Origin of the sequence: Bradyrhizobium guangdongense, from assembly GCF_004114975.1 — a bacterium.
GTDB lineage: Bacteria > Pseudomonadota > Alphaproteobacteria > Rhizobiales > Xanthobacteraceae > Bradyrhizobium > Bradyrhizobium guangdongense.
The window spans coordinates 5332964-5344877 of record NZ_CP030051.1; the positions used below are offsets into that span (position 1 = coordinate 5332964).

Sequence of the window (11914 nt, forward strand, 5' to 3'; positions counted from 1 at the left end):
AGTCGGATGTCCCACTTTTCGAGTCTCAAGATGGGTGTGGTTTTAGCCCTGCGGCGGCATCGGAGCTAGCCGCAACTGGCGGATGCCGCATATGCCAGGCGAGGCTGACGGCGAGGATCGCCGTGGCTGCGAGGTTGTTGCCCCAGGCCTGGAAGGCGTGGGGAAACGGCGGCAGCGACAGCAGCATGAGAATGCCGGCAGCGCCGAGCGAAAGCCAGGTTCCCAGCCGAACCTTCGGCCGCATGTCGAACGCGGCGCGATGCATCAGCACCGTGAACGGCAGGAACAACCACATGAAGTAATATTGTCGGGCCAGCGGCGAGGCCACCGTCATCAGGCAGAACAGGATGCCGAGCTCTTCGGCATCCGACCGCGGCGTTCGCCTGTTCGCCGATGGCATGACGGCGATGAAGCCGAGCCCGAGCAGCACCGATACCGCGAGCACGATCCAGTTCGCCGTCTTGTAGTCGACGTCGATGACATTCATCGTGCGCGGCGGCTTGCTGGGATCGTCGAGATTGTAGTTGATCGGCCGGACCAGCCGGTGCGTCACGGCGATGATGGACTGGTTGACCCATGACCAGTTCTGCTCGTCGCGCTGGCCGAAGCCCTTTTCCGAGCTCGAGCCGACCATGCCCTGGTACCAGGTGTCGAGCTCGGCGGCGTTGCGCTCGAAGCCGCGGATCGGTGCCGGCACCACGTAGAGCAGGATGCCGATGAAGGCGATCATGCTGACCATGGTCGCCCATTGCCTTCGCCAGGCGAGATAGGGCAGCACCGCGATCGGAAACACCTTGATGGCGGTGGCGAGCGCGAACATGAATCCTGCGAGCCAGAACCGCCGATATCGAAGGCTCCAGAAGCCGTAGAGCATCATCGCCAGCAGCACGAGGTTCGGCTGGCCGAGGTCGAACATGTCGAACACGAAGGTCACGGTGGCGAACGCCGGAAGCGCCTCGAGCCACGGACCCGGCCTGCGATCCGAGCCGGTCATGGCATTGGAGATGATGCCTGTGTACCACCAGGCGACCGCGTTCAACACCGACAGCACGAGGTAGAGCGGGATCTTGCCGAACCAGCTCGGAATCGCCAGCAGGATTGCCGGCAGCGGCGGATAGATGAACTCGAACTGCTGATGGATATCGCTGGGATAGAGCGGGCCGCCATGCAGCACCTGCTGCCCGGCCCAGTACCACAGCGCATAATCCTTGGTCTTGCCGTGGCCGAATATCTCGGGACCAAGGACGTCGATGGTGAGGATGACGCAGCAGGCCAGGAAAAGCAGATCGAGCGGCGCGCGCAGCGAGAGAAGCCGCAATGCACGAGGCTTATCGGATGCAATCGAGCGTGTCACATGATGTCCAATCGGAAACAAACTGCACGTAGCAGACCGATGGACTCTTGCAGAGTCCCCCCTCACCCGAATTTGTACCGCCGCACGCGACCTCCGTCCCGGCCTCGATGGTCCCGGCCCGGGGTTGGCGGACGAATCGCCTCAATTGCGGGCCAGCTGCCTACCTTCGCAGCAATCCGCCGAGCGCGCCGCGGACGAGCGCGCGGCCAACCGAGCCACCGAGCTGGCCGCCGACCGATTTGCCGAGATCGGCCACGACGCCACCGACCACCTTGTCGGTCACCGTACGCGTGACGTCGCGCGCGATACGCTGTCCCGTCGTCAGCCGGTTGCGTCCGGTATTGGTGCCGAAGATGGTGCCGACGATCGAGCCGATCTGGCCGATTATGCCGCCGCTTGCTCCCGCCTGGCCGTCGGCCGGCGCCGCGGTGCCGGCGATCCGCTTCTGGAGGATCTCATAGGCGGACTCGGCATCGACGGCCGTGTCGTATTTGCCCTTGACCGGGCTCGCATCCATGATCGCCTTGCGCTCCTCCGGCGTGATCGGACCGATGCGGGCTGACGGCGGGCGGATCATGACGCGCTCGACCATCGCTGGCGTGCCGTTGCCTTCCAGGAACGACACCAGCGCTTCACCCTTGCCGAGCTCCATGATCACTTTCGCGGTGTCGAGCTTCGGGTTGGGCCGGAAGGTCTGGGCGGCGGCGGCGACCGCCTTCTGGTCGCGCGGGGTGAAGGCGCGCAAGGCATGCTGCACCCGGTTGCCCATTTGCCCGAGAACGCGGTCGGGCACGTCGATCGGGTTCTGCGTGACGAAATAGACGCCGACGCCCTTGGAGCGGATCAGGCGAACCACCTGCTCGATCTTGTCCATCAACGCCTTCGGCGCGTCGTTGAACAGCAGATGCGCCTCGTCGAAGAAGAACACCAATTTGGGCTTGGGCAGGTCGCCGGCCTCGGGCAATTCCTCGAACAGCTCCGACAGCATCCACAGCAGGAATGTCGCGTAAAGCCGTGGGCTCTGCATCAGCTTATCGGCGACGAGGATGTTGACCATGCCGCGGCCATCGCGGTCGGTCTTCATGAAATCCTTCAAGCTCAGCGCCGGCTCACCGAAGAATTTGGTGCCTCCCTGGTTTTCCAGCACCAGGAGCTGGCGCTGGATGGTTCCGACGGTGGCCTTGGTGACGTTGCCGAAGCCCTGAGCTGCTTTGCGGATCGGCGCGAGCGGATCCTCCTCCGCGTCCGGCCCCTTCTTGCCGCTGTCGGGCACGATGGCGTCGAGCAACGCGCGCAGGTCCTTCATGTCGATCAGGGCAAGACCGTTCTCGTCCGCGACGCGGAACGCGACGTTGAGCACGCCCTCCTGCACGTCGTTGAGATCGAGCATGCGCGCCAGCAGCAGCGGGCCCATCTCGGTGATCGTGGCCCGCACCGGATGGCCCTGCTCGCCGAACACGTCCCAGAACACCGTCGAGAACTGGTCCGGCTGGAACGTCAGCCCCATCTCGCTCGCACGCTTGACGATGAAGTCTTTTGCCTCTCCGACCTCGGAAATACCGGATAGATCGCCCTTGATATCGGCAGCGAACACCGGAACACCGGCGCGAGCAAATCCTTCGGCCATCACCTGCAGCGTGACTGTCTTGCCCGTTCCAGTCGCGCCCGTGACGAGGCCGTGGCGATTGGCGAGCGCCAGCGTCAGCCAGGCCTGCTCGTCTCCCTTGCCGACGAAGATTTTGTCGTCGGTATCGCCGAGCTTGTTGTCCTGCGCCGTCATCACTCTCTCTATCGTTGATTTCGCGGATTGAAACTGAAGCCGCCAGTTCCGTAGTTTAACGCATGTCGCAAGCCGAATGAAACGGTTCAAGGCGCCGCCGACAGGCAACATCGTCAGAGAATGTGCGCGCCGCATCCGTCAAAAGTCGGAAGCGCGCATTCGCACCGCGGCAATTTTCTTCAATTTCCTCTCCGTTCTTGCATCACTGCAACACTTTCGCGTCTCGGAGAATGAATCGGAACGTTGCGTGCGTTCATCGCTTGAATTTCACATCACACCGGCTCAAGATCGTTTTTCGAAAGAATACTCCGGCGTGCAACCGGTTGAGGGGCGGGTCAATATGGACGAACTGATCGGAAGGCTGGCGACAAACGCCAGCATAGATAGTGCTGTCGCCGAAAAGACCGTCGGCATTATCCTGGGCTTTCTCCGCAGCGAAGGTCCGTCCGACAGCGTGCAGGCCCTGATCGACCACATCCCGGGTGCAGAAGGGGCGATCGAAGCGTCGAGGAGCGGCGGCGGCCTCTCGCGGCTGATGGGCGGCGGCCTGATGGCCGTCGGCACGCGCCTGATGGGCCTCGGGCTCGGCATGTCCGACATCCAGAACGTGGCCCGTGAACTTTTCCGCTACGGCCGAGACAAAATCGGAGCGGATCAGATGGGCAAGATCATCGCAGGGACACCGGGCCTCAGCCAGTTCGCCTGAAGCTGTTGCATTTCATACCGAGTATCATGACATATCCAATCTCCGAGATTGAGGGCTTGCCCGCCTTTGCCGCCAACAAGTTGAAGGCGCAGGGCATCCGCACCACCGACGCGCTGCTGGACGCCGCCAGCACCGCCAAGGGCCGCAAGGCTCTCTCGGCCAAGACCGGCATCAGCGAGCAGCAGCTCCTGGAGTGGGCCAACGTCTCCGACTACATGCGCATTCCCGGGATGGGCCGGGCCAAGGTCGGCCTCGTCCGTGCCGCCGGCGTCACCACGGTGCGCGAACTCGCCTATCGGAATCCGGCAAGACTGGCGCAGAGCATGCGCGAGGCCAACGACCGGAAGAAGCTCGTCCGCATCCTGCCTTCCGAGAAGTCGGTCGGCGACATCATCGCCAAGGCCAGGAAGCTGCCGCCGAAGATCACGTATTAGGGTGTCTCTCTCGCACGACCTTCAATCTTAGCCGTCGGCGTCATACCCCGCGACCCGGCCACGCCAAGGCTTCGCCGAGGTTTTAGTCTTGGCCGCGCCGAAGCCTTAACGCAGGCGGCAAGCGGGTATCCAGTACGCCGCGGCCCCTCCGCATCGCGGTACTGCCCGGAATACTGGATTGCCCGCGTTCGCGGGCAATGGCAGCGAGCGCGGTGGTCTTGACTCCCCCAGCCCGACCGCGCAAAGCGGGCCGCATGAACGCTTCGCCCTCCCCATCCGTCCCGCCGGCCGGCTCGGCCGGGCCAGATGCGCTACGAACCCTGCTGGAACGGGCTCTGCCGGCGGTGATGGGCGTCCTCAACGTGACGCCGGATTCCTTCTCTGACGGCGGCGATTTCATCGCGCCGGAACAGGCGCTGTCGCGAGCCCAGGCGATGATCGCTGATGGCGTCGACATCATCGATATCGGCGCCGAATCCACCCGGCCCTATAAGGGCGCGCAGCCGGTGACGGCGGCGGACGAGCTGGCCCGGCTGAAACCGGTGCTTGCCGAGATCGTCGCGCTCGGCGTGCCGGTCTCGATCGACAGCATGAAGGCGGAGGTCGTGGCCTTCGCGCTCGATCAGGGCGCGGCCATCGCAAACGACGTCTGGGGCCTGCAGCGCGACACCGGCATGGCGCCGCTGGTCGCAGCCAAAGGCGTTCCCGTCATCGTCATGCACAACCGCGACAGCGTCGATTCCGCCATCGACATCGTCGCGGACATGAAGGCGTTCTTCCTGCGCTCGCTCGACATCGCCGCCAAGGCCGGCATCGCGCGCGAGAAGATCGTGCTGGATCCCGGCATCGGCTTCGGCAAGACCGCCGAGCAGAGCATGATCGCACTGGCGCGCCTGCGCGAGCTCGACATGTTCGGCCTGCCGATCCTGGTCGGCGCCTCGCGCAAGCGTTTCATCGCCTCGGTGTCGCCATCGGAGCCCAAAGAGCGGCTCGCCGGCTCGATCGCCGCGCATCTGATCGCCGCGCAGAAGGGTGCCAGGATCATCCGGACCCATGACGTCGCAGAGACTGTGCAGGCCCTGCGGGTCGCCCACGCAATCGAGAGCAAGCAATGACCGATACGATTTTCGTCACCGGCCTATCGATCCACGCCCGCCACGGCGTGATGGATCACGAGACCGAAGTCGGCCAGCGCTTCGTGATCGATCTCGAACTCTACACCGATTTGTCGGAACCCTCGCGCAGCGACCGCCTCGCCGATACCGTCTCCTATGCCGACGTGGTGGCGACCACGACGGCGGCGTTCAAGAACACGAATTACAAGCTGCTGGAGCGTGCGGCCGGTGCGGTCGCGGATGCCATCCTTTCGCACTTCCCGCGCATCCGCGCCGTAAAGATCACCGTGCACAAGCCACACGCGCCGATCGCCGCCATCTTCGACGACGTCGGCATCATGCTGACGCGTTCGCGGCATCCCTGATGGCGAGCGTGCTGATCGCACTCGGCGGCAATGTCGGCGATGTCCGCGCGACATTCAAGAAGGCGATCGCCCATATCTGCGGCATGGCCCAGGCCGCAATGATCGCGCGCTCGTCGGATTATGCGACGCCGCCCTGGGGTGACGAGGACCAGGATCCCTTCATCAATGCCTGCATCGAGATCGAGACCGAGCTCGATCCGCACGCGCTGCTGTTCGTGCTGCAGAAGGTCGAGCAAAAATTCGGCCGCACGCGAAACAAGGAGCGGCGCTGGGGGCCGCGCACGCTCGATCTCGACATGATCGCCTATGACGACGTGTCGCTGCAAAAGCCCGATCTGACCTTGCCGCATCCGCGCCTGTTCGAGCGCGCTTTCGTGCTGGTGCCGTTGGCCGAAATCGCGCCGGACCGGGTGATCTCAGGCATTCGTGTGCGTGACGGGCTTGCCAGCGTCTCGACGCAAGGCATTGAGCGGCTTCCGGATACCGGTTAACCAAAAACAACCGTTTGCAGGGACGGTCCGCCGTGGCAATTTCGCCTGCGAATAACAAGCCGTTTGGGAGCCCTTGGCCGTATGACCTCCGTGACTGACGATCTGCCGCTGGCGGCCGATTTTCCCAAGGCGACCGTCGAGGACTGGCGCAAGCTGGTCGACGGCGTGCTGAAGGGCGCGCCGTTCGAGAAGCTGGTCGGCAAGACCTATGACGGCCTGAAGATCGAGCCGCTCTACCCGCGCGCCAAGGGCGTTGCGCCGGTGGCGGGACGGCCGGCCGCCGCACCATGGCAGATCATGCAGCGGATCGACCATCCCGATGCGGCTCTCGCGAACACGCAGGCATTGCAGGATCTGGAGAACGGGGCGACGGGACTCGCGCTGGTGTTCGCCGGCGCCAACGGCGCTCGCGGCTTCGGCCTGGAACCTTCGGCCGATGCGGTCGCAAAAGCATTGAAGGACATTCATCTCGATGCCGGCATCGGCATCGAGCTTGAGATCGGACCGCAATCACGGATGGCCGCGATCCATGTCGCGGAATATGTGAAGAGCAATGGTCTCGATCCCGCCGCCTGCAACATCCGCTTCGGCCTGGATCCGCTCGCGGCCGGCGCGGTGTGGGGTCATAGCCCCTACACTTGGGACGAGATCGTTCCTGCCGTCACCGGCGGTATCAAGGGCCTTGCCGCGCTCGGCTTCAAGGGGCCGTTCGCCTCCGCCGATGGACGGGTGATCCACGATGCCGGAGGTTCCGAGGTGCAGGAGCTTGCCTTCGTGCTCGCCTGCGGCGTTGCTTATCTCCGCGCGATCGAAGGCGCCGGCGTTCCGCTCGAGCAGGCGCAGGGCATGGTCTATGCGCGGCTTGCCGCGGATGCCGATCAATTCCTGACCATGGCAAAGTTCCGCGCACTGCGGCTGTTGTGGGCGCGCGTCGAGGCCGCATGCGGCCTGACGCCGAAGCAGTTGTTCATTGCCGCCGATACCGCCTGGCGCATGCTGACTCAGCGCGACCCCTACGTGAACATGCTGCGCGCGACCATTGCGACGTTCGCAGCCGGCCTTGCCGGCGCCAATGCGATCACGGTGTTGCCGCACACGCTGGCGCTCGGGCTGCCCGATCCGTTCGCGCGCCGCGTGGCACGCAACACGCAACTCGTGCTGCTCGAAGAGAGCAACCTCGCCAAGGTCAGCGATCCCGCAGCCGGCGCCGGCGGCATCGAAACCCTGACCGCACAGCTCTGCGAGGCGGCCTGGGCGCTGTTCCAGGAGAGCGAGAAAGCCGGCGGCGCGTTTGCCGCGCTTCAGCAGGGTGTGTTCCAGAGCAAGGTCGCCGCCACGCGCCAAGCACGTGAGACCAATATCGCCAAGCGCCGCGACGTCCTGACCGGCGCGAGCGAGTTTCCGAACCTGCATGAGAACGAGACGGCCGTACTGAAGGCGACGCCGATCGCACTCACCCCTTACGGCGAGCAGAAGTACAAGTTCGATCCGCTGCCGCCGATCCGGCTGGCGCAACCGTTCGAAGCATTGCGCAACAAATCCGATGCCGGGCTGAAGGCACGCGGCGCGCGTCCAAGCGTGTTCCTGGCCAATCTCGGTACGCCCGCCGATTTCACGGCGCGCGCGACCTTTGCCAAGAGCTTCTTCGAGGCCGGCGGCATCCAGGCGCTCGACAGTGATGGCTTTGCCGATCCCGCCGCGCTGGCTGCCGCTTTCAAGACCTCCGGTGCCGGCCTTGCCTGCCTTTGTTCCAGCGACAAGGTCTATGCGGAACACGCACAAGCCGCGGCAAAGGTCCTGCAAACGGCGGGCGCGCGACTTATCTATCTGGCAGGCCGCCCTGCGGAAGCCGAGGCGGCGCTGCGGGCCGCAGGTGTCACCGGCTTCGTCTTCGCCGGTGGCGATGCGCTTGCAACGCTGCAGGAAGCCTACCTTCGGATGGAGCAGGCATGACCGAGACGAGCAAACCCGTTCTCACCGGCGGCTGCCAATGCGGCGCGGTGCGCTTTGCGCTGACCGCGGCGCCAAACCGGGTTTCGATCTGCCATTGCCGGATGTGCCAAAAAGCGACCGGCGCGCCGTTCGCCTCTTTCGCCGACATCAACAAGACCGATTTCGCCTGGACCAAGGGCAAGCCCTCATTCTTTCGCTCCTCCACGATCGCCGACCGCGGCTATTGCGCCGCCTGCGGCACACCGCTGAGTTTTGGTCGCATTGACGGCGACCGGATCGAGATCATGACCGGGGCGTTCGACCGCCCCGACCGAGTTATCCCGACGCGACAATTCGGAACTGAATCCCGCCTCGGCTGGGTGGTCGGCATCTCCAATCTGCCGAGCCAGACCACGCAGCAGAATTACGGACCGGAGAAGATGGCGACGATCGTCAGCCATCAGCATCCGGATCACGATTGAGCGTTTATGATGGTTGAAGCCATGAGCCGCATTCCCAATTTCGCTGATGTTCCATTCGAGCGAACCGCAGGCGCCGCTCCGAGCGGCAGCGCCGAGCCGTGGCTGACACCCGAGGGCATTCTGGTGAAGCCCGTCTATGGCGAGGCTGATCTCGCCGGGCTGGATTTCCTCGAGACCTATCCGGGCATCGCACCGTTCATGCGCGGCCCCTACCCGACCATGTATGTCAACCAGCCCTGGACGGTCAGGCAATATGCCGGCTTCTCCACGGCCGAGGATTCCAACGCGTTCTACCGCCGCAACCTCGCGGCCGGACAAAAAGGTCTCTCGGTCGCGTTCGACCTCGCCACCCATCGCGGCTATGACAGCGACCATCCGCGCGTCGGCGGCGACGTCGGCATGGCCGGCGTCGCGATCGATTCAATTTATGACATGCGCACGCTGTTTGCGGGCATCCCGCTCGACCAGATGAGCGTGTCGATGACCATGAACGGCGCCGTGCTGCCGATCCTGGCGCTCTACGTCGCAGCAGCCGCGGAACAGGGCGTGCCGCCGGAGAAGCTGTCGGGCACCATTCAGAACGACATTCTGAAAGAGTTCATGGTGCGCAACACCTACATCTATCCGCCTGCGCCCTCGATGCGGATCATCTCGGATATCTTCGCCTACACCTCGCAAAAGATGCCGAAGTACAATTCGATCTCGATCTCCGGCTATCACATGCAGGAGGCCGGCGCGACGCAGGACCTCGAGCTCGCCTACACGCTCGCCGATGGCGTCGAATACTTACGTGCCGGCCTGGCCGCCGGGCTCGACGTCGACCGCTTCGCGCCGCGACTGTCGTTCTTCTGGGCGATCGGCATGAACTTCTTCATGGAAGTCGCCAAGCTGCGCGCCGCGCGCCTGCTCTGGGCGAAGCTGCTCAAGCCGTTCAATCCGAAAGACCCGCGCTCGCTCTCGCTGCGAACGCACAGCCAGACCTCGGGCTGGTCGCTGACCGCGCAGGACGTGTTCAACAACGTCATGCGCACGACCGTGGAAGCGATGGCGGCAACGCAAGGCCACACCCAGTCGCTGCACACCAACGCGCTCGACGAGGCGCTGGCGCTGCCGACCGATTTCTCCGCGCGCATCGCCCGCAACACCCAGCTGTTCCTGCAGCAGGAGAGCGGCACGACCCGCATCATCGATCCCTGGGGCGGCTCGTATTATGTCGAGCGGCTGACCCGCGATCTCGCCGCCAAGGCCTGGGGCCACATTCAGGAGGTCGAGGAGCTCGGCGGCATGGCCAAGGCGATCGAGGCCGGCGTGCCCAAGCTTCGCATCGAAGAGGCCTCGGCCAAGACCCAGGCCCGGATCGATGCCGGCAAGCAGGCCGTGATCGGTGTCAACAAGTACAGGCCGACGGATGAGGCGCCGATCGACATCCTGAAGGTCGACAATACCAATGTCCGCCGGCTTCAGATCGACAAGCTGAAGCGGCTGAAGGCGGAGCGTAACCAGAAGGACGTCGATGCCGCGCTCGCCGCGATCACGCGCTCGGCCGGCGAAGGTAATGGCAATTTGCTCGCGCTCGCGATCGATGCGGCGCGGGCCAAGGCCACCGTCGGCGAAATCTCGGACGCGATGGAGAAGGTGTTCGGCCGGCACCGCGCCGAGATCAAATCCATCACCGGCGTCTACAAGCGGGAAGCATCCAGCATGGGCAACCAGGTCGAGAAGGTTCAGGCGCTGATCGATGCCTTCGAGGAAGCCGAGGGAAGGCGCCCGCGTATCCTGGTTGCCAAGATCGGCCAGGACGGCCACGACCGCGGCCAAAAGGTGATCGCGTCGGCCTTTGCCGATATAGGCTTCGACGTCGACATCGGACCGCTGTTCGCCACCGCCGACGAAGCGGCGCGGCAGGCGGTCGAGAACGATGTGCACATTCTTGGCGTCTCCTCGCTCGCCGCGGCCCACCTCACCGCCGTGCCGGAGCTGAAGGCCGCGCTGAAGAAGCAGGGACGCGAGGACATCATGATCATCGTCGGTGGCGTGGTGCCGCCGCAGGATTACGATGCGCTCTACGCCGCCGGCGCCGAGGCCATCTTCCCGCCCGGCACCGTGATCGCGGACGCCGCCGAGGAGCTGATCCGCAAGCTGAATGCCCGGCTCGGACATAGCGAGGCGGCGGAGTAGATCCGCCGCCCCTCGGTCTGGCTGCATCAAACCGGTGGGCGGACAATCGCGACCAATCTTCACGACCGAGTTTTCGCACCGCGCGTTCTGCACTGGTTCATTTTGCGGTCGCTATGCTCATGCAGGCGTCCGAGCGCCGCGACGGCGGTCGGATACAAAATCAATGGATATTGAAGTGACATATCTTCGTGCAAATGTGCGGGCCGGCCTCCTCGCAATTCTTTCCGCTGTCGCGACGATCGCCCTCGCTTACCCTTCCCTCGCCGCCGACCCCAAGCCCGACGCCGTCATCAAGAACAGGAACATCGAAGCCCGTGTCTTCCTCGACGACAGGATCAAGGCAGATGCGCCGCTCGCCGCCGATTGCCTGGCCGAAGGCAAGAAGTGGCTCGACAAGAACGCCGCCGAAGCTGCCGCCGCGCGCAAGCAGGATCCGCAATTCTTCAAGGACGGCGGCTGGGATTTCGAGCGCAAATATTCGATCCGCTCGGTGGTTGCCGACCGCTATGTCAGCGTGTTGCGCGACGATTACATGGATACCCATGGCGCTCATCCCAATTCGGACGTGAACACGATCGTTTGGGACAAGTCCGAGACCAAACGGATCTCGATCCGCCCGTTCTTCACCGAAACCGCCGACAATGGTCCGACCATGAAGGCGATGGTGAAAGCCGTGATCGCCTCGTTGCAGATCGAGAAGAAGAAGCGCGACAGCAGCGAGACCGCGACCGAGGACTGGTTCAGGGATCTCGCACCCAGCCTGCTGAAGATCGGCGCCGTGACGCTCGCGCCATCGACGGAAACAGGCAAGAGTTCCGGCCTCACCTTTCACTACCCACCCTATGCGGTCGGCCCCTACGCCGAGGGCCAATATGTCGCCTTCGTCCCGTGGGAATCACTGAAGCCCTTTCTGACACCTGAGGGGGCACGCATTTTCGGCGGTGCGCGGCCGAAGGGCGACGCTGACGAACAACCATAGGCAGGGAACCCGTGCTTACGCCGCCCCGGAGCGGCCGCTTGCGACATCCGTGCAAGACCGCGTAACATGTCGCCTCGATACCAGCCCGATTCCTGCGG

General features: G+C 64.2%; 11 protein-coding genes. 9 read left to right on the forward strand and 2 right to left on the reverse strand.

The genetic code is table 11. From position 1 onward, the window contains the following. Window positions 1-25 precede the first annotated feature (25 nt). Both X265_RS25595 and X265_RS25600 read right to left on the reverse strand, forming a co-directional pair. Window positions 26-1318 carry a glycosyltransferase family 87 protein gene (locus tag X265_RS25595; protein ID WP_244659283.1) on the reverse strand — a complete coding sequence of 431 codons (1293 nt, stop codon included), beginning with the start codon at window positions 1316-1318 and terminating at the stop codon, window positions 26-28. Window positions 1319-1514: 196 nt separating this feature from the next. Next, on the reverse strand, window positions 1515-3134 hold the full coding sequence (locus X265_RS25600) for a helicase HerA-like domain-containing protein (RefSeq protein WP_128967333.1): 1620 nt from the start codon (window positions 3132-3134) through the stop codon (window positions 1515-1517). A 340-nt stretch (window positions 3135-3474) separates the two neighbouring features. On the opposite strand from X265_RS25600, the gene X265_RS25605 reads away from it, so the two are divergent. From X265_RS25605 to X265_RS25645, 9 genes are all read left to right on the forward strand, one after another. Then, the gene (locus X265_RS25605; RefSeq protein ID WP_128969404.1) at window positions 3475-3840 is read left to right on the forward strand and encodes a DUF2267 domain-containing protein; all 366 of its coding nucleotides are present in this window, start codon (window positions 3475-3477) and stop codon (window positions 3838-3840) included. A 26-nt stretch (window positions 3841-3866) separates the two neighbouring features. Continuing rightward, the gene (locus tag X265_RS25610; protein WP_128967334.1) at window positions 3867-4274 is read left to right on the forward strand and encodes a DUF4332 domain-containing protein; all 408 of its coding nucleotides are present in this window, start codon (window positions 3867-3869) and stop codon (window positions 4272-4274) included. A 254-nt stretch (window positions 4275-4528) separates the two neighbouring features. Beyond that, complete coding sequence (folP, locus tag X265_RS25615) at window positions 4529-5389, forward strand: dihydropteroate synthase (RefSeq protein WP_128967335.1); 861 nt, start codon at window positions 4529-4531, stop codon at window positions 5387-5389. Beyond that, a complete protein-coding gene (gene folB, locus X265_RS25620; RefSeq protein ID WP_027533885.1) occupies window positions 5386-5754 on the forward strand; it encodes a dihydroneopterin aldolase in 369 nt (122 codons plus the stop codon). The genes folP and folB overlap by 4 nt, the downstream gene beginning before the upstream one ends. Next, a complete protein-coding gene (gene folK, locus X265_RS25625) occupies window positions 5754-6245 on the forward strand; it encodes a 2-amino-4-hydroxy-6-hydroxymethyldihydropteridine diphosphokinase (RefSeq protein ID WP_128967336.1) in 492 nt (163 codons plus the stop codon). Before folB ends, folK begins: the two co-directional genes overlap by 1 nt. A gap of 81 nt (window positions 6246-6326) precedes the next feature. After that, complete coding sequence (locus X265_RS25630; RefSeq protein WP_128967337.1) at window positions 6327-8198, forward strand: methylmalonyl-CoA mutase subunit beta; 1872 nt, start codon at window positions 6327-6329, stop codon at window positions 8196-8198. Further along, complete coding sequence (locus X265_RS25635; protein ID WP_128967338.1) at window positions 8195-8659, forward strand: GFA family protein; 465 nt, start codon at window positions 8195-8197, stop codon at window positions 8657-8659. The genes X265_RS25630 and X265_RS25635 overlap by 4 nt, the downstream gene beginning before the upstream one ends. Before the next feature lie 21 nt (window positions 8660-8680). Then, window positions 8681-10837: a methylmalonyl-CoA mutase gene (gene scpA / locus X265_RS25640; protein WP_128969405.1), complete on the forward strand. Its 2157-nt coding sequence runs from the start codon at window positions 8681-8683 to the stop codon at window positions 10835-10837. Between the two features lie 217 nt (window positions 10838-11054). Beyond that, window positions 11055-11816 carry an RsiV family protein gene (locus tag X265_RS25645; RefSeq protein WP_244659306.1) on the forward strand — a complete coding sequence of 254 codons (762 nt, stop codon included), beginning with the start codon at window positions 11055-11057 and terminating at the stop codon, window positions 11814-11816. Window positions 11817-11914 lie beyond the last annotated feature (98 nt).